General features: G+C 43.1%; 20 protein-coding genes. 5 read left to right on the top strand and 15 right to left on the bottom strand.

Annotated elements, in window-relative coordinates; all coding sequences use genetic code 11:
- The 5 genes from SOO65_RS08200 to SOO65_RS08180 all read right to left on the bottom strand — a co-directional run bounded on the left by SOO65_RS08200 (position 1) and on the right by SOO65_RS08180 (position 5,830).
- Positions 1-3,090, bottom strand: coding sequence for an efflux RND transporter permease subunit (locus tag SOO65_RS08200; protein ID WP_321399224.1), 3,090 nt, complete (start codon positions 3,088-3,090; stop codon positions 1-3).
- Complete coding sequence (locus tag SOO65_RS08195; protein ID WP_321399221.1) at positions 3,091-4,296, bottom strand: TolC family protein; 1,206 nt, start codon at positions 4,294-4,296, stop codon at positions 3,091-3,093. It abuts the gene before it with no gap.
- A gap of 93 nt (positions 4,297-4,389) precedes the next feature.
- Positions 4,390-4,917, bottom strand: a complete 528-nt coding sequence (locus tag SOO65_RS08190; RefSeq protein ID WP_321399220.1) for a helix-turn-helix transcriptional regulator — start codon at positions 4,915-4,917, stop codon at positions 4,390-4,392.
- Between the two features lie 23 nt (positions 4,918-4,940).
- Positions 4,941-5,255, bottom strand: a complete 315-nt coding sequence (locus tag SOO65_RS08185; protein ID WP_321399218.1) for an MGMT family protein — start codon at positions 5,253-5,255, stop codon at positions 4,941-4,943.
- 2 nt (positions 5,256-5,257) lie between these two features.
- Positions 5,258-5,830 carry a helix-turn-helix domain-containing protein gene (locus tag SOO65_RS08180; RefSeq protein WP_321399217.1) on the bottom strand — a complete coding sequence of 191 codons (573 nt, stop codon included), beginning with the start codon at positions 5,828-5,830 and terminating at the stop codon, positions 5,258-5,260.
- Positions 5,831-5,938: 108 nt separating this feature from the next.
- Between SOO65_RS08180 and SOO65_RS08175 the strand changes: the two genes are divergently transcribed.
- Positions 5,939-6,640: a urate hydroxylase PuuD gene (locus tag SOO65_RS08175; protein WP_321399215.1), complete on the top strand. Its 702-nt coding sequence runs from the start codon at positions 5,939-5,941 to the stop codon at positions 6,638-6,640.
- Positions 6,641-6,663: 23 nt separating this feature from the next.
- Positions 6,664-6,972, top strand: a complete 309-nt coding sequence (locus SOO65_RS08170; protein ID WP_321399214.1) for a hypothetical protein — start codon at positions 6,664-6,666, stop codon at positions 6,970-6,972.
- Here SOO65_RS08170 and SOO65_RS08165 read toward each other — a convergent pair.
- The 4 genes from SOO65_RS08165 to SOO65_RS08150 all read right to left on the bottom strand — a co-directional run bounded on the left by SOO65_RS08165 (position 6,935) and on the right by SOO65_RS08150 (position 9,959).
- Positions 6,935-7,888 (bottom strand): phospholipase D-like domain-containing protein, encoded by a 954-nt coding sequence (locus SOO65_RS08165; RefSeq protein ID WP_321399212.1) that lies wholly within the window; start codon positions 7,886-7,888, stop codon positions 6,935-6,937. The genes SOO65_RS08170 and SOO65_RS08165 overlap by 38 nt on opposite strands.
- Positions 7,885-8,100, bottom strand: a complete 216-nt coding sequence (locus tag SOO65_RS08160; protein ID WP_321399211.1) for a DUF6496 domain-containing protein — start codon at positions 8,098-8,100, stop codon at positions 7,885-7,887. Before SOO65_RS08160 ends, SOO65_RS08165 begins: the two co-directional genes overlap by 4 nt.
- 35 nt (positions 8,101-8,135) lie before the next feature.
- Positions 8,136-9,323 (bottom strand): threonine--tRNA ligase, encoded by a 1,188-nt coding sequence (thrS, locus tag SOO65_RS08155; protein WP_321399209.1) that lies wholly within the window; start codon positions 9,321-9,323, stop codon positions 8,136-8,138.
- A gap of 210 nt (positions 9,324-9,533) precedes the next feature.
- Positions 9,534-9,959, bottom strand: coding sequence for a GFA family protein (locus tag SOO65_RS08150; protein WP_321399207.1), 426 nt, complete (start codon positions 9,957-9,959; stop codon positions 9,534-9,536).
- 242 nt (positions 9,960-10,201) lie between these two features.
- Between SOO65_RS08150 and SOO65_RS08145 the strand changes: the two genes are divergently transcribed.
- Positions 10,202-11,113 (top strand): ParB/RepB/Spo0J family partition protein, encoded by a 912-nt coding sequence (locus tag SOO65_RS08145; RefSeq protein ID WP_321399205.1) that lies wholly within the window; start codon positions 10,202-10,204, stop codon positions 11,111-11,113.
- A gap of 1 nt (position 11,114) precedes the next feature.
- Here the strand turns inward: SOO65_RS08145 and SOO65_RS08140 are convergent, their stop codons facing one another.
- Positions 11,115-12,017, bottom strand: a complete 903-nt coding sequence (locus SOO65_RS08140; RefSeq protein ID WP_321399203.1) for an MBL fold metallo-hydrolase — start codon at positions 12,015-12,017, stop codon at positions 11,115-11,117.
- 100 nt (positions 12,018-12,117) lie between these two features.
- Positions 12,118-12,918: a subclass B1 metallo-beta-lactamase gene (bla, locus tag SOO65_RS08135; RefSeq protein WP_321399201.1), complete on the bottom strand. Its 801-nt coding sequence runs from the start codon at positions 12,916-12,918 to the stop codon at positions 12,118-12,120.
- 120 nt (positions 12,919-13,038) lie between these two features.
- Here bla and SOO65_RS08130 point away from each other — a divergent pair, with 120 nt between their 5' ends.
- Entirely contained in the window at positions 13,039-13,590 is a 552-nt protein-coding gene (locus SOO65_RS08130) for a hypothetical protein (RefSeq protein WP_321399200.1), read from the top strand.
- Here SOO65_RS08130 and SOO65_RS08125 read toward each other — a convergent pair.
- The gene (locus tag SOO65_RS08125; protein WP_321399197.1) at positions 13,519-14,607 is read right to left on the bottom strand and encodes a glycosyltransferase family 9 protein; all 1,089 of its coding nucleotides are present in this window, start codon (positions 14,605-14,607) and stop codon (positions 13,519-13,521) included. The genes SOO65_RS08130 and SOO65_RS08125 overlap by 72 nt on opposite strands.
- Before the next feature lie 319 nt (positions 14,608-14,926).
- Positions 14,927-15,382, bottom strand: a complete 456-nt coding sequence (locus SOO65_RS08120) for a PPC domain-containing DNA-binding protein (RefSeq protein ID WP_321399195.1) — start codon at positions 15,380-15,382, stop codon at positions 14,927-14,929.
- 84 nt (positions 15,383-15,466) lie between these two features.
- Between SOO65_RS08120 and SOO65_RS08115 the strand changes: the two genes are divergently transcribed.
- Positions 15,467-16,750, top strand: coding sequence for an MFS transporter (locus SOO65_RS08115; RefSeq protein WP_321399193.1), 1,284 nt, complete (start codon positions 15,467-15,469; stop codon positions 16,748-16,750).
- Here the strand turns inward: SOO65_RS08115 and SOO65_RS08110 are convergent.
- Both SOO65_RS08110 and SOO65_RS08105 read right to left on the bottom strand, forming a co-directional pair.
- Positions 16,707-17,954: a Y-family DNA polymerase gene (locus tag SOO65_RS08110; protein ID WP_321399190.1), complete on the bottom strand. Its 1,248-nt coding sequence runs from the start codon at positions 17,952-17,954 to the stop codon at positions 16,707-16,709. The genes SOO65_RS08115 and SOO65_RS08110 overlap by 44 nt on opposite strands.
- On the bottom strand, positions 17,951-18,319 hold the full coding sequence (locus tag SOO65_RS08105) for a LexA family protein (protein ID WP_321399188.1): 369 nt from the start codon (positions 18,317-18,319) through the stop codon (positions 17,951-17,953). Before SOO65_RS08105 ends, SOO65_RS08110 begins: the two co-directional genes overlap by 4 nt.
- Positions 18,320-18,425: the final 106 nt, after the last annotated feature.

The raw sequence follows: 18,425 nt of genomic DNA, 5'->3' as shown, positions 1-18,425 counted from the left end.
CTAATTTCCTCTTTTACGCCAACTCATAAAGGCAGTTGGAAGTAGGAATAATGTTAAGAAAGTCGAACTCATGAGTCCACCAATAACAACAGTGGCAAGCGGCCTTTGTACCTCTGCACCAATCCCTGTATTCAAGGCCATAGGTAAAAAACCAAGTCCCGCAACAAGGGCCGTCATTAAAACCGGGCGAAGACGGGACAAAGTTCCCTTTTTAACTCTTTCTTCTACACTCAAATCAGACTGATCCGTCAAAAGCACATTCATCAGCACCAGGGAATTCAGAAGAGCGATACCGATAAGAGCAATAAACCCTACTCCGGCCGAAACACTTAGGTGAAGGCCTCGAATGTAAAGGGCGAGAATTCCTCCTACCGCCGCAAAAGGAACTGAGGCGAATACAATAAGAGTTGGAGCTAGTTTTCCAAACACTTTCCAGAGGATCAGGAACACGCCTAATAAGGTAAGCGGAACAATGATCATGAGACGTTTGTTTGCGCGTTCCATGTTCTTAAACTGTCCACCCCAACTAAGAGTGTATCCCTCTTTCAAGTTTAATTTTTCTTTGATTTTATCCTGGGCCTCTTTCACTAGACTTCCCAAATCACGTCCAGAAACGTTGATGGAAACTGCGGAGTATCTGTTACCCCAATGGCGGGCAATCGTAGTGATCTGTTCGTCTTGAGTAATCGTCGCGATATCGCTTAACGGAATTGTTCCACCCAATGGAAGTTCAATTGGAATGCGAGAGATTTCTTTTGGATCATCTCGAAGACTTTCATCCATATGAGTAACAATCGGAAAGCGAATATTGTCAGAGATAAAACTCCCCACTTCTCGTCCTGCGAGCGCAATTTCTACTGATTCGTTTAGTTCAAGTAATGTAATCCCGTAGGCAGCCATCTTTTCAAACTTAGGCTTAATATCAAGAACTGGTCCTCGTCTAAGGGCAGTTAGAGGATCTTGCTCGATACTCTCCACTCCTTGAATAGGAAGAATAATTTCTTGCGCCTTCTCGCCATAATCAAATAGCTCTTTTAAATCAGGTCCTAGAATTCTTAAACTGATGTCCGCACGAGAACCTTCAAGCATTTCGTTGAAACGCATACCAATCGGTTGAGTCGCCGAGACCTCCGTAGTTGGATCATGCTTTTCAATGTCTTTCATTAAAGCTTCGATTAATTCATCTTTAGTTTTAAAGCGCCACTTCTTTCGATCTTTTTGAAGAATGATGAATGTGTCAGCAAGGTTTACACCCATTGGATCTGTCGCAGACTCTGGAGTACCTAGACGGGCAAAAACTTTTTCCACTTCAGGATAAGTCATGATGAGCTTTTCAACTTTCTCCTGTTCACTTACTGAAGCATCAATACCAATACGAGCATTTCGAGTTAGGCCTAGAACCAAGTCACCTTCATCAAGCTCAGGAATAAAATCTGAACCAAGACGAGTAAGAAGGAAAATTGAAACCAGAAATAAGACGAGTGCACTTCCATAGGCCTTCACAGGGTGACGAAGAACCTTATCAAAAAGAGGAATAAAAATTTTCTTCGCCTTCTTAAAGAACCATGTGTCGTGATCTTCACCGATATGAGCGTTCTTTAAAAAGAAATCAGACAGAACAGGCATCACAAACATTGCAATTAGAAGAGAAGCACCCAATGCAAGAAGAACTGTAATGGCCATTGGACGGAACATCTTCCCTTCTACCCCTTCAAGAGTCAGAATCGGAATATACACCGCCATAATAAGTAAAAGACCAGAAACTACCGGTCCCATTACATCTGTCGCCGCTTCTTTTAGAACTTCAGACTTATCTCGTGTATGTTCAATCGCAAGATGCGCAAGAATTGCTTCGATGATAACAACTGACCCATCGACCAAGAGACCAAAGTCAATCGCCCCCAAACTCATAAGGTTTCCGGTAACGCCAAAGAAGTTCATCCCTCGGATCGCCACCAGCATAGAGAGCGGAATGGCGAGTGCCACAATGATCGCGGCCTTGATATTTCCAAGAAGAATAAGAAGGATCAAAACTACCAGCACTGCGCCTTCTACAAGCGATGTGGAAACAGTTTTGATGGTGTTATCTACCAGAAACTTTCTAGTATAGAGACGCTCAATATGAACACCCTGAGGAAGCTTAAGTGTTGTCAGGGCCTCTTCTACTCCCTCCACCACATTGCGACCGTTTGCCCCAATACGCATAAGCACAGTACCAAGAACACTTTCTTTCCCAGCGTAAGTAGCGGCCCCCACTCGAAGTGAGTGATCTTCTCTCACCTCCGCCACGTCTGAAATCTTAATCGGAATGCCGAGTGCATTGATCCCTAGGCTTAAATTAGAAATAGTTTCCAGGTCCGGCATGCGAGGGAAAGTACGAACAATGATCTGTTCTTTTGAAAACTGAATGTAACCCCCACCCGCATTCACGCCGAGGGATTCCAGTTTTGCTAATAGCTGTTTAATCGTCAGACCAAACTTATCCATTTTTTTAGGAAGAAAGTTAATGTGAATTTCTTTAACAAACCCACCATTGGAATCCACATCGGCCACACCCTTGACTCGTTTCAAGTGCGGTTTAATGGTGTAATCCTGAATTGTCCGGAGTTCCTTTAGCTGCTCTTCCTCAGAAAGTGAATACAACTTAGAAGTTGCATCGACTTTCAAAGTATACATAAAAACCTCACCCAGGCCGGTGGTTATGGGTGCAAGCTCTGGAATAACTTCGTTGGGAAGTCGTATTGAGTTCATCCGCTCAGAAACTTGCTGTCTGGCCCAGTAAATGTCTGTGCCATCTTCAAAAATAAGTGTGACTTGCGCCAAACCAAATTTCGAAATGGAACGCATATCATGAAGATTTGGAATCCCCGAGAAATCAATCTCCATGGGACGAGTCACTTGAAGTTCAATGTTCTCCGGATCAAGGGCACCGGTCTTTACGTTCACTTGTACCTGAACGTTTGTGATATCAGGAACAGCATCAATGGCCATATCCGGAATACTGAAGGCACAAAAAAGAGTGATTACTCCTGTAACAAGCAAAACACCCAGCTTATTCCTTAATGAGAAATCAACAATCGACTTTAACACTTACTTCTCCTCCAGATAATGACCAACTAATTGCTCCAGACGAGAAACAGCGGTGAGATACTCAAGTCTTGATGTGTAGATGAGATCAATATTTTCGTGAACCTGAGTATCACTCTGAAGAAAAGTCATCACATCGATTTGACCTTTGCGAAAAGCATCCTCAGCTCTTTGGAACCGGACTTCAGATTTACGTCTTAGATTCATTGGAAAAAGAGAAACCCCATTTTTCGCGGCCAGAAGGGACTCATATGAATAGGCAAGTTCCGTATTGGTTTCCTGAAGGGCCAGTTTCATCGAGGCCTCTTCACGTCTGAGCTGTGCTCTTGCCGTTTGAACTGAATGTTGTCCACGGTCAACGATAGGAATTACTACCGCCACTTGTCCGTGATAGAAGTGGTTTGTTGGGGCCACATTCTCCTGACGATAGTTCACGCCCACCATGATGTCTGGTCTTGCTTGAAGACGGGCTTCTTCAATTCTGTTTTCACTGAGCTTCACACTCTGATCAATTTTCTTCAGTCTCCACCCCTCTCCAATATTTGAGGCGTAGAAATCTCGAGGATGAGCATTCGGTAGTTTTTCCCAATCAACATTGATCTCCAGATCATCCAGACCAGTGAGAAGTCGAAGCTCCTCACGAAGACCATTCTTTCTTGCGGTCACTTGGTTCATCAGTTTCTCAACCAGACGAATCTGAGATTCAATGATGTCTCTATCCAGTTGCTGTTTAGGCGAGGCCAACGGACGACTCGACAGATATTTCGCGATCAGCGAGAAGCGCTCTTTTCGTTCCTTATTGTGTTTTTCAATCTCAACCTCTGAAGCGAGTTCATAAGCAAGAATATAAACTCGGTGACCCAAAGAGAGCTTTGCCTCCGCCACATCCATTTGAGAAATGCGACTTAAAAACTCGTGGGACTTAATCAAAGCAGAACGCTTCCCTGGCCACGGCACTGGTTGCATTAAAGTGAGATCAGTCACCTGACCACTTTGAGTTCCACTTTTAAGACGACCACCCTGATAAGTCAGAATCGGATTCGCGAGGATGTGAGACTGCTTTAACTGACTTTGCCCCATGCTTTCCTGCTCTAAAAAAATTTTGATGAGAGGTGCACGTTCCTGGGCAAGATCTGCAAGCTCACGAGGATTAACGCTTTTGGCGGATAGGAAATTTACTGACAACAATAGAAGAATAAAGAATTTCATCCCGGCATTTTTGAATAAAAAACGCCATTGAACATCAGTCATATGCCATATTTAGACAAAATTTGTAGCGAAAATGCCCGTAGGTGAAATGTCCTATGCCTTGGAAGGGCTTAATAATTCTTCTAAAAAGAACGCAGAGAGTTCTGCTCGCCCGGGAAGCTTGGATTTTTGATAAATAATGAGTGCCTGCTGGCGGGTTGTCTTTTCTGAGGTCGATCTGATTTCAGCAATCTCTTTAAACGAAAGACCTTTTAACAACAACAAGGCCACTTCTTGTTCTGCTGGAGTTAAGCCCCACTGCAGCATCTGATGATGAATGGACTGTGAAAGTCCTTCGATCAATTTCAAATTCTGGTCTTTCCAATCCTGAGCTTCTTGGGTCAGCGTTTCAATATGACTTTGCATTGCAGTAAGCTTTTTGCTCTTTTTTAAGTTCTCCTGCCACAAATGGATCGACCAAATGAGCGCAAGGATCGCCACCGCGAGCTCAAAACCCAGGTGTGAAAACTCCTCTCCGGAATAGTATTCGCGAACTACATCGGCCATGGCCCAAATCGCAAATAAAGTAATCAGCCCAAGGGAGAGCTTTTTACTTTGACCAATTTTTGTAAGGAGTTTCATGGGAGCAGGATATAACTCGTGACCTATTTCTTCCACTGAAAAACTTTAAGATCGACCACATCTCCTTCGCCAAATTCAATGCCCTCTTTTAACAGTAAGGCCTTTTGACGAAGTTGTTGTTCCGACATTTCTGGAAAGGAGATTTTCCCTTTGGCATTGATCACGCGGAACCATGGAAGATCATTATTGGCCGAACTTGAATGAAGTATCCAAACCACGCCGCGTACACCTTGTGGTTTACCGGCAAGTTTTGCAATTTGTGCATAAGTCGCAACTTTCCCTTTTGGGATCTTCTTAATTGTCGCGATTACTTTTTTTGTAAATTCTGTTTGGGCCATAATTAAATAGATAACGGTGCTAAAACCACCACGCTTAAACCAATACCTAAAACCTTACCACTATTCACGTAGGTGTGCGATACCTGCCCCGGAAATGCGAGAGTATCTCCTTTCTTAACCACGTATTCCGCTCCTGACATTTTCACCGTCACTTCACCTTGGACGCAGTGGAAGTATTCTTTTGTGCCGGGAGCATGAGGAATTCCTTTCATCGAAAATCCTGGTTCAATTTCCATTCGGTCAATTTCCATGCTTGGAAGTTTATCCGGAAGTAGTTTGAACACTTTCACATGACCTTGTGATCTTTCTTGAATAGGAGTTTCACTCGCTTTAATGAGAGTTGCCGAAGTTCTTTGTGGAGTTAGAAGTTGATCAATGGAAGTTTGAAGAGCACTGGACAAGCGAGCGAGATTTGCCAGAGACGGATTTCCTGTTCCTGATTCAAGGTTTGCAATGGTTGAACGAGGAAGATCTACTAATTTAGCTAAAGCACTTTGAGTAAGATTTCTTCTCTGACGAAGTTCCACCAGGTTATTAGCAAGGTGATGAGAGAGAAGCTCCATATTCGTGTCCATATATTGTCCTTTTTGTTCTTATATTAACAATATGACAATTTACGGACAAATTGAACATTTGGCGCGTCACTTCATCTAAATTAGATGATAGTCAAAGGAGACTTTTATATGGATATCGCACTATTTACCCAAGATGGATTGATGATGATCCTTCGTTGGATTCACTTCTTCGCAGGTGTTGCCTGGATCGGCCACTTGTACTACTTCAACTTCGTTCAAGGCTCATTCATGGCCGAAGTAGAAGCTCCGGTTAAGAACCAAGCTTTCTCGAAACTAGTACCAAAAGCTCTTTGGTGGTTCAGATACGGCGCCCTTTTCACATTCCTGTCAGGAGCAGCGATGCTTTCGATCGTAGCAAGTGAACTAGGACCTGAGTTTATGAGATCTTCATACGGGATTTTCATCTATACAGGTGCCCTTATGGGAACAATTATGTTCTTAAACGTATGGCTTATCATCTGGCCTAAGCAGCAAATTCTTATTGCAAACGCCAACACAGTAATTGCTGGTGGAGCCGCAAATCCTGAAGCAGCGAAAGCTGGTCCGGTTGCCCTACTTGCTTCTCGTACAAACGTGTTGTTCTCAATCCCTCTTCTGTTCTTCATGGGGGCTTCTCGTCACCTAAACCTTTCAATTCCTGAGAACTTCTCTGGTGCGGGTGTTTTTTCGGCCGTAACTGTAGTGATTTTGCTTTTGGAATTGAATGCAATTAAGGGTAAACTAGGACCAATGACAACAGTAAAAGGTGTGATCCATTGTGGACTTGCCCTTCTGGTGTTCCTCTACGCTTTAATTGAGATCGTTGTATGATAATAAAAATTGCGGGAGTCCTTATGGGCTCCCTTCTTCTCTCTCAAATGGCATTTGCTCAAGTAGATATCAACAAGGGTAAACGCATTTGGCTTTCAACCTGTATTCAATGTCACAACCGTGATCCGAATATGAAGGGTTCTCTTGGTCCTGAAGTGACTGATGCTCCTCTGGATGTCATGACTTATAAAGTTAAGACAGGAAGATATCCTGATAAACTTCCAGCTGGATTTGTTCCGAAACGTAAAACAAAAGCGATGAGACCTCTACCTCAGTTTGAGAAAGATGTGCCTTCTATCCACGCTTATGTTCAGTCGATGAAGAAGAAGTAATATAAGACTCTAAATGTTTTGCGAGCCCGCGTGCAAGCGTTGGGCTCTCGAGATTGATATACAACTGAGGGTGAACCCAAACGTCCTCATCCAGCCAGTTCCCCGTCCCAAGTGCAATTTCCTTACGATCCACAATAATATATTTCGAGTGCGAGAAGGTATATAGCGGTCCCCAATGGAGATCAGTAATGCCGGCCGCTTCTAATCGTTTGACCGTCGCGCGATTGGCACGAATGTAGGAAAGAGCAAAACTCGCATGTTGATGAATGTAGCCTGTGATTTCCACCCCTCTTTCATGAGCTTCAATTAAAGCGTTCTCGATATCTCGCTGATTAAAGAAGTAAATTGAGAACTCAATCTTCTTTTTCGCACCTTCAATCATATCAATAATGACTTCTTTGAATGCACCGTCGGCCAGGAATGGAGGACGAAGAACAATCCCTCCATGTTCTCCACCTTTCCAAAGATGGTTAAAATAGCGAAGAAATTCTTTGGCCATTTTTGCATCATCAATAAGAAGGTTCGCCTCATTGTTCTTCATGATGGATTGATTAGTGAGGTTGGTTGAACCAAAAAGCACGTAACGGCCATCGATACAAAAACCTTTGGCGTGTGTGGAACCGTAAACAATTTCAGCTCCGGCCTCTTCCAATAAATCAGCGGTAACTTTATTACGATGAACAGTTTCACGAAGACCTTCCGTGAAAAAGCGAATACGGAGTTTGTCTCCACGTTCTTCTTTAATTTCTTTGAGCTTCATCGCGATTTCATAAGGAGCACTCTTTTTATTGTGCTTACCTGATGCACTTCCAATCGCGAATGAATAAGAAAGAATATCTACCGACTTCTTGGCCTTCGAGAGAAGGTCTAATAGGGTCGGCAGATATTCTTGATCCGTGACTAACTGAATATTCATTTTTTAGAAGATTTTTTCTTAGAGGCCTTTTTCTTCTTAGGCACTTTAATACCTTTTTGACGGGCCTTAGAGAGTCCGATTGCAACTGCTTGCTTCTTACTCATCTTCCCTTTCTTCTTCTTACGGGCGTGCATTTCTTCCTTCACATACTTGCCTGCTCGCGTGGTGGCCTTTTTACGAGTTTTCTTTCGAGTAGCTTTCTTTTTCGCCATGATGTCCTCCTCGTTCAGACATATGACTACTGCGATTATGAAAAATCATCAAACTGCAAAGCATTCAACGCAATGACCTTTTGATCCTCACCTTTCAGAGATCGCATAACAATGTTCCCACTCTCCATCTCCTTCTTACCGATGATTATGAGACTATGAATCAATTCGTCATGGGCCCTTCTGATTTTTTCTTTCAATGGTCTATCACTGAGGTCGAGCTCAACTTTAAAACCTTTGTTACGTAACACGGAGGCCACTCTCAAGGAGTACTCACGAGACTCCTCAGCAATATTCAAAATCTTGTACTGAACCGGATGAAACCAGAAAGGAAGATCCTTTCCATAATTTTCCAGAAGAATCCCAATGAATCTTTCCAATGAACCATAGATTGCTCGGTGAAGCATGTATGGCACTTGGCGTTCTCCCTTCTCGTCAAAGTAGTGAACGTTGAATCTTTTTGGGAGATTGAAGTCTAGCTGGACCGAAGAACACTGCCATGATCGTCCATGAACATCCTTCAGATGAAGATCGAGTGAAGGTCCGTAAAACTTGGCCTCGCCCGGATTCTTCTTCACACTATAATTCAGGTCCCGCAGTGCCTCTTCTAGCTTTCCTTCGGCCATGGCCCAATCCTCATCAGAACCTAGGTACTCCTTCTCACCGCCACGAAGTGAAAGCTCAAAGTGATAATCTTTCAGTCCACACTGATTCATAATCTTCTCAATTAACCTGATCACGTCTTTAATTTCTTGAAGCAGTTGGTTTCGATTACAGAAGATATGAGCATCATCTTGAACGAATGAGCGCACTCGCATGAGTCCATGCAGAGACCCAGAGTTCTCATGACGGTGAACGTGTCCTAATTCACAAATTCTTAGAGGAAGTTCTGCATGCGAGCGCTTCTTCTGATTAAACACCAGAATAGCTCCCGGACAGTTCATGGGTTTAATGGCGAAGTCTCTTTTATCAACGGATGAGAAGTACATATTCTCCTCAAAGTAATCACAGTGCCCTGACCTCTTCCAAAGTTCTTTATCGAGCATTATGGGAGACTGAATCTCCACGTAACCGCTCTCAGCATGGAGTTTTCGCCAAAATTCAATAAGTGCATTTTTAATTCGTAGCCCTTTTTCATGCCACACCGGAAAACCAGGACCTTCTTCAAAGAAAGAAAAAAGGTCGTACTTCGCCCCGAGAACTCGGTGATCGAATTCATTCATCATATAAATTTCTCCCGACAATAAGAGATCAATAAGCTCTTACGCCATAAAAGTTAAAAATATAAAAATACTAAATGTAGTGTGTCGCCCGTTCGGGCAAACGATGAATGTGTCCCCTTACGGGGTGGTTGTGGTAGAGGCCTGAATGAAGATAAGAGAAAGTTTCTTCATAAAATGCATCTTACTCTAATTTGAAATGGATTTCAATCACATCTATAAATGCCGAGTTTCATGGGGAGGAACTTCGAATTGATCATGGAGACCATCTTCATAAATTACAGGAGCATGAATGATTTCTTCGGGAGTCATATCATCTAGTGTTGCAATGTTTATACAGTAGAACCAACCATTGAAAGGTGCTTGCTGAAGATATCCTTTGGAAAAACATCGTACCCCGCAGCTCTTACAAAAATAATGATGGATTTTTCCCGGAGGCCAATTGGATTCAGGACCACGATAGTCACAAAGTTCAAATTCATTAGTGAGAAGTCTGAACTTATCATAATCAGCGAACACTTTTTGCATCTTGGTTTTATAACAGAATGTACAGTTACACTTTCGAATCCCTTGTGAGAGATCAAGACTCACCTGATATTGAACGGATTTACAGTGACAGCTTCCTTTATACTTTTTAAGCATATGATGACCTCGTTGACCTATGGTCACGCTGTTAATGAAAATCGGCTTCTTAATTTGTCCTCAGAATTAGATAGGTGAGAAAGTGAGGCTGAGTTTTTCAAACGATTGTTATTGATTTACATGTAATTTCAAACACTTTTTGTTTTAATGTCAGACTTTGTAATCCCCTTTAACCTGACAAAAAGCCTCTCCTGATAGACCATTTTCAGACACACACACTTACTATATTTTCGGGAGCTATCGTGGAAATCAGAAAGCTAAATGAGCTTAAGGCAACCAATCCGTATTTGCGTCTAGGAACGGACGTTTCGGAGCTAGAAAAATCAATCTCTACTCTGGGCCTTATCGCCCCACTCGTTATTTCTCCAGACAACGTTATCCTGGCCGGCGCTCGTCGCTACCAAGCGATGCTTAACCTTGGTTTCACTGAGGCCCCAGTTATGGTGGTTGATAGAAACGAACTAGAGCGCGAACTCGTATCAATCGATGAGAACCTTGTTCGTAAAGACCTTACAAAAATCGAAGTTGAGTCTCATCTTCGTCGTGCTAAGGAAATCTACCAGGCGCTTAATCCTCACGAGGAAGCTGAAGCTCCTGTAGTAGAAGCAGCTCCAGTTGAAGTAACTGAAGATGCCCCTAAAGCTAAAAAAGTTCAGGTTCTTCCTGCAGAAAAATTCTTGAATATGGTTTCTGAGAAGACTGGTCTTTCTCCGAAGCAAATTCACGAGGCCATCAATCGTGATGAAATGGCGGCATCAGTAGTTAAAGAAGCTCGTAAAAATGGTGAGCTTTCTCTTTCTCAAACAAACGAGATCGTGAAACTTAATAAAGAAGAGCAAGAAGAGGCCATCGAGCACGTTAAAGAACTTCCAGTTCGCGAGATCAAGAAGTTCGTGAAGATCGCCAAGGCTCAAGGTATTGAGAAGGCCATCGCTGCAACTCCGAATGATCCAAATCAAAGAGAGTTCCAGGAAATCGATCAGGCCCTGAAGAAGATCATCAAGAAGTTCAAGCAGCTTCAGATTGAAGGTATTGAAGTTTCAGATTTCCCTGAAGAAACACAGGACCTTTATAATGAGCTGGTTGGATTCGCGAATGAGTCTTACTCACCAGTAGGTCGTGATTCAATGGAAATGGATTCGATTCACCAGTAATTTATCCCATTTCATCATAGGGAAAATTCATCGATCCAGTCCAAGTCATCTTCTCAATTGGAATTTGGGCGCTTCTGCCAGTCAGACGCTCAAATTCCTCAACGTCATGAGAACAGAAGATTTCAATCTTATCACTATGATCTCTTTTTAATTCTCGTAGCCGCTGCTGATTCCAAACTCTCAACTTATGATTCTTATCCATCATCCGCTGATAAAAAGCCAGCCCTGAAGTACATCTAGGTTCTGCGGGATGCATTTCTTCATGAAAGAAATAAGCGTCACCCGTTAAAAGATACCATCCATTCTCTACTTTAATCGCAACTCCTGCATGACCGAATGTATGGCCAATCAGAGGAACAAGTAGAATCTCAGGAGGAAGACCCTCTAATTTTCTGACTAGATTAAAACCAAACCATCCTTCACCTTCGTCTGGTTCATATCCTATCCAGTTATTTCGGGTGCTCCATTGTTCCGGTCTAAATCGCTGACGATCAAGCCATGTCTTCTGGAGAAAGGCATATTCTTTTTCAGCATTCAAGAGATGGACTTTTGCCCATGGAAAATCATCAAGCCCGCCTGCATGATCAAAATCAAGATGGGTGAGAATGATGTGCCTTACGTCTTTTGGATTGAGACCAAGTTGTTCTACTTGTCGGTACGCTGTCATTTCTTCTCGAAAATCAGGTTTCACTAAATTTAAGAAGAAGTGACTTAAGCGTGAGGACGGGTCTTTGACATCGTTCAAACCAAAACCGGTGTCTACCAGTACCAGACTCTCAGAAGTTTCTATTAATAAGCAGTGATTAGTTAGGTGGCCTCTATGAAGGATTGATTCGACACCATCATCCATCAATCTTCCACCCAAGGGGCAAGAAGAAATACAATTCAAATGATGTATGCGCATAATACCTCCACGACTTGGAGGCAAACTGCCCCGCTCGTCTTTGGAGACCCTTACAAAAGATCTCCCTGGTTCAAGGAGATCTTTTGCAAGTCATAGACCATTATTTCTTTTTAGCTGATTTTGCGAGTTCAGATGTTTTACTAAGTAGTTCAGGGCCACCTACAGGGCCATGTCCAGGAATGATGATGGAAGCATCTAGTGCTTGAATCTTCTCAACTGATTTAGGCCAAGCTCTAATATCTGCATCGGCAATGTTACCTAGAGAATCACCCGGTCTGATCATACAAGTTCCGTATAGAACCTTTCTCTCAGGAAAATAAGCAACCATATTGTCTTTAGTGTGAGCGGGACCTGGATAAATGAGTTGAACTTTTTCTTCACCGAAAGTGAAGGTCTTTCCTGCTTTCTCATAAAAGACGTAATCGGCCTGAACCATCTTTCGCTCATTCAAACGCTTCAGAAGTTCAGGTTTATCTGCAAAGTTAGTCGCTTCAAACTTACGTGCGCTTTCTGCATTCTCCTGCTGTAGCTTGCTTGTCAGAGTACTTGCCCACGTTTCAATTCCTGCTTCTTTGAAGGCCTCATTCCCACCTGTACCGTCGGCATGGAAGTGAGTGTTAACTGCCACAATCTTTTTGGGTTCCAACTTGGCCTTGATCCAGCCAATGAGCTCTCTTGTTCCTACTGTTTCAAATGGCGATGAAGCGATGAAGACAGTTCCATCTTTCATCTTAGCGACAAGGATATTGGAATCAAAAAATGTTTTATCAGTGACCACATATGTATCAGGAGCAATCTCTTTAACTGCGAATTCTTGGTCAAATTTTGTTGAATCCCATTTTGGTTTTGAAGCACATGACATAAACGAGATTAAAATGCACAGATAATAAATATTTTTCATAAACCCTCTAAGCAATAGAACTTACTATCTATAATGCACTGATTTGCTGTGAGAATAAATGTATTTTTGTCATGTCTTTAGCTTTTGGCAAAAAGTCTGTCTTCACTTAATTTGTGGGCAATGAAATTCTACTTTCTTTTAATATTCACTCTCCTGGCCGGAGCACCTTCTCTCTACGCTCAATCTCATCAAGACCGTAGGACCGAAATTGAAACGCTATTACAGGTTCACAATTCGACTATTCGCCAGAGATATCAATGGCTCGAACATGAGGGAAGTAAACTCTCATTCAGCTCTCAAAATCAGTCTCCGGGATACCTTGGAGGTGAGTATAAGCAGGGAATGTCTTTAAACATTAATTACAAAATGAAAAAGGACCGCTCTCTTTCAATGAATATGGCCCTGGATCAGTCAGTACAATCTGAGAATCCTCGCAAGTACATGTTGAACTTTACTCATCATCAAAAGTTGACTGAGAAGCTCTCTGCTCTCATGAACGTTTACAGCGATAAATATGAGACTCAACCATGGGAACCGCATTCAAATTTTAACAGTACTCTTCAATATCAATTAACTCCTCGGTTTGGAGTATCTATTAGTTCATTTGCGGGACTTCAGAAAGATTCGCCCTTGGTTTTGAGTCAGATGGTAGGGGCGACTATTAATTTCTAAGAGTTCATAAGAGGCATTCAAAACTTCCTTCACAGTCAGCTCACTTAAGAGCGAACTTTCATGCTTACAAGTCTCCATACAACAATTTTTTCCACATATTGAGCACTGGCTTTGCCATGAAATAACTAAGCGAGTGTTCTCGGCCTTAAGTGGAGCATAATTCATAACGTTCCGATGCCAGAACAAAGCAACCGTTGGAACTTCAAGGGCCATCGATAAATGCATAGTCCCTGTATCGTTAGAGATGACCAAATCACAATTACTAAGAACTGCCACAAGTTTATTGAGAGAAGGTTGAATGATTATTACTTCCGGACAAATCTTCTTTATCTCTTCTGATATCTTCTCTTCACCCGGTCCAGTGTTGATAAGAACTGTAAACTTCCTTGAAAGCTCCCGGGCGACTGCTGCAAATTTCTCCCATGGCCATCTTCTTTTAGGATCGGTTGCACCTGGATTAAGGAGCACGATTTTCCGAACCGAAGATCCAGAAATACTTTGTAATACCTTTCTGCCCTCCTCTCTTTCATTATCATAAACAGAAATTCTGGGCGCAAACGAACTGCTCTTTGCTCCTAAGAGTTCAACAATCTCCAGTTCTCGAAGAACCTCATGTTGAAATTGAGTATAGGGCCGATATTTATTTAAGGGTTGAGCATCTGAGGTTTTGGCACCAACAGAAATAATGGGCCTGAGCATATTGATGAAGGCATTTGAGTATCGACCTCCTCCATGGAGCTGAACTAAAACATCAAACTTTTCTTCCTTAATATTATCAACAATCTTTTGATCTTCTTCGTTAAGCTCGATGGGTCGATCAAAACGAATGGACGGAGGAAGAACGATCACACGATCGACCGGTTTTCTTCCCCGTAAAAGTTCTGAATGGCTTTTTCTTCCTATTAGGACTAGTTCAGCATCTGGGTATGAGGCCTTAATGGCTTCGAGTGCGGGAAGACTGACGATAAGATCACCTAGAGCATTGGCACGCAATACTCCAATCTTTCTAATGGCCATGAGGACCTCTTAATAAGATCCCACTATTGGGTGACCGGCCGCTCTTTCTGAGCTGCTTTGAACGGGAAAATATTCATTAGCTTGCCTGACAACCGAATCTAGATCTCCTCTTTTATAAGCTTTATAAAGAGCAAATCCTCCCAAAACTCCGAGAGCTGTGTAGGGACCTAAAAATCTAAAGGCCATACGCTGAGGCCCTGCAGCAGGCAAATATCTCAAGGCAGTCGAGCTAAATAATCTTATTAGTGCATTCATAACGACCTCACTTGATAAAACCTTCTCACTCGTAGTGGTGCTTATCAAATGACTTAATGAGAATTTAAGGTATTAAAACCTTCGCACCTAATTGCTTATCCTCTTTGCGCTTTAATTTCTGTCCATGATCAAGAATAGTTATTTCCATAGTGCCCTTTCCTACCGTGGCATCTAATATATGACCGCCATAGGCCATAAAATCTTCTCCTGAGACGACCCCATGAGCATGAATGGAAGGCTCTTTGCCTTCCCAGGCAATTGTTCCCGTGAAACTTGCGAGTTCCATGGGCGGCATCTCGCGCTCATCGTATTTTTTCTCTTCCGCTTTAAAATAACCAAACTTTACTTTTACAAAGCCCGTCCCAAACATGGTGGCGCCTTGAATTTCTTGTTTCTTCACAAACTCTTCGACCGTTTTGAAAACGTTATCTCCTTCCTTGAGAACCAGAATGTATCCAGTTTTGGTTCTATTCATCGTGCTACAAGAGACCAGAAGCAAAAGAAGAAAGAGAATTCTCATGCACCCCTCCGGATTAAGAATAAAAAAGTTTAACAATCCAGTTTGACGTGATCAAATTAAGGGAAACTTAAAAGGGAACTGTTCATGACGTCATCGAAACTTAGCTTTCAAGATATGCGCACTCTAGGCCTTGCGGCATTGGGTGGAGCACTGGAGTTTTACGACTTCGTCATTTTCGTTTTCTTCACGAAAACTCTCAGCACACTTTTTTTCCCGGCCGACATGCCGGCCTGGCTTGCCCAGCTTCAGGTCTATGGAATCTTTGCCTCTGGTTATGTGGCACGCCCGATTGGTGGTGTGATCATGGCCCACTTCGGTGATCTACTGGGTCGCAAGAAAATGTTCACGCTGAGTGTTCTTTTGATGGCCCTTCCAACTCTTTGCATTGGTCTTCTTCCAACTTATGCGCAGCTCGGTCTTCTTGCCCCGATTCTGCTTTTAATCCTTCGCGTGGTTCAAGGTATCGCCATTGGTGGCGAAGTTCCTGCGGCATGGGTCTTCGTTGCCGAACACGTTCCCCAGAACCGCGTGGGCTTTGCATGCGCGAGCTTAACTTCAGGCCTTACTTTGGGAATTCTTCTGGGTTCTTTGATGGGAACAACTATTTATACTCAACTTTCTCCTGAGGCCGTTCTTAGTTACGGCTGGAGGATTGCTTTCTTGGTGGGGGGCGCTTTCGGGATCTTTGCGGTTTGGCTTCGTGGATGGTTAAAAGAGACTCCGGTATTTGAGGCTATGAAAGAGAGAAAAGAACTTAACCGTGATATTCCTCTAAAAACTGTTCTTCAAAAACATCGCCGAAGTGTTGTGCTCTCAATGCTCATCACTTGGATGCTAACTGCTGCGATCCTCGTGATTATTCTCATGACTCCGACTTTAATTCAATCTCAGTTCCAAATCAGTGCGGCCGATGCTTTCCGCGGAAATAACTGGGCCTCATTTGCCCTGGTACTAGGTTGTCTTGCCGGAGGAGTTTCTGCAGACAAGATTGGATACGCCAAAGCTCTTTTCTTTGGTTCCATCATACTTCTCATCGCAAACTATGCTCTTTATATCGACCTCACCAAAGGTGCGGAGAACTTCATTCTTCTTTATACAATTGCCGGCTTCACTGTAGGGGTCGTGGGAATTGTTCCATCAGTGATGGTGGCGGCCTTCCCACCAGTCATTCGTTTCTCAGGTCTATCATTCTCGTACAATATTTCTTACGCGATTTTTGGGGCCATCACTCCACCATTCATCTCATACCTGAGTTCTCACTTCGGCGGACTTGCTCCGGCCCACTATGTGGCGCTTGCAACAACAGTCACGATCGTGATCTCAATCATACTGTTAAGATCTCGTTCCAATTCGTTGTATAACGTTTAGTGATGTAATCGGCCCGGAGTTTCCAGGCGTGATTAATGCCACAGGCAGCACTTTTAATGGTACGGGGCCCGTAACGATTATTGATAAGATCAATTACATTACTTAGTTTTTCATTATCACTTGGGTCCTGATTAAAAAGATTCAGCTGATTTTCGTTCTTAGAGACGATGTGATTTAAAATCACTCCGCCCTTCTTGTAACCAAAGCCCGGCCTGTAAATTTGATCCAGGACATGCCAAGCGGCCTTAATGATTTTGATCGTGTCGCTAGTGCCACTGCCAAAAACAAAACTTCCTGATCCGTAGTACTGCTCAATTTCTTTAAAAGCATTGGTGTGAACAAAAACACTGAGCCCATAACAAACGCTGTCTTGGTAACGAAGCTTTTCCGCGCACTTGGTGGCAAAAGTGGCAATCGCTTCCTGGAGTTCTCGCTTACTGTAAGTGTCCTTACCAAAGCTTCGAGTGTTGGCGATATTGACCTTCGCCTCCACTTCTTCCATCTCAAGACACCGAACACCACGAAGCTCTTCTTGCACTTCTCGTCCGGTCTTGGTGAGCATTTTCTGAATGAGATTTTCATTCTTATACATCTTAAATTCATAGGCAGTGGTGATGCCTAAGAGATTAAGCTTTCTGGCACTGGCCGAACCAATGCCCCAGATGTCTCTTACGGGATAATTTTTCAGGGCCTCATCGATTTCTTTATCTGTATTCATCACCCAAACGCCTTTCGATTTTTTCGAAAGTTTATTGGCGATCTTTGAAAGGACCTTCGTTTTAGAAATTCCCACCCCCACAGGGATGCCTGTGATCTTTAAAATGTCTTTTCGAATTTTTTTACCATACTCAACCAAATCAAAATGGTCATAACCGTCGAGGGAAAGGAAGGCCTCGTCCACTGAATACACCTCCAGCTCCGGCGTGTAGTTTTTTAGAAGTGTCATTACTCGCTTCGACATATCATCGTAGAGTGTATAGTTGGATGAAAAAACCACGACCTTGTGTTTTTTAATTCTTTCTTCGGTCTCAAAGAAGGGCTCACACATTTGTCCAAATCCAATCGCCTTCGCCTCACGGGAAAAAGCAATCGCGCAACCATCGTTATTTGAAAGCACGATGATCGGACGACCGCGGGTCTCTGGTTTAAAGACCCGCTCGCAGGAACAATAAAAAGAATTGCAGTCCACTAATCCAATGGTCATGAGCGAAACTTCCTATGTTGAGATGAAATGACTCCCCAGATGAAATCTTCTTCCGCTTCCACATCTCCGACCTTTTTGTTAAAAGGCATGAGATATCCTTCGCCATTTTGAGCAATTGTGAAGCGAGCGATCTTAAATTCATTACTGATCACGGCGATAACCAGCTCCCCTGGTTTAGGATCGAGCGAACGGTCGATAATAAGGTGATCACCCTTTTTAAGGTCAAAAAGCTTACTGTCGCTTGAGACCCTGAGTGGATACATGGCCGGCGGATTAGTCAGGAATCTCTCGTCCAGGGACAATCGATCCTCCGCATATTCGGCGCAAGGGCTTTGAAAACCGGTCATTTCTTGAATTTCAGGCATGGGAACCTCCATAAAAGCGAGTATACGTAAATTTTCCGTATACGCAAGGGAGGCAATATTTGTTATACTGCCACACACAGAGCGCAGTGTGCTCAGTCGAAAAGGA

Origin of the sequence: Peredibacter starrii (assembly GCF_034259205.1) — a bacterium.
GTDB lineage: Bacteria > Bdellovibrionota > Bacteriovoracia > Bacteriovoracales > Bacteriovoracaceae > Peredibacter > Peredibacter starrii.
Note: the sequence above shows the minus strand (reverse complement) of the source record. Positions and strands in the feature narration are given on the sequence as shown.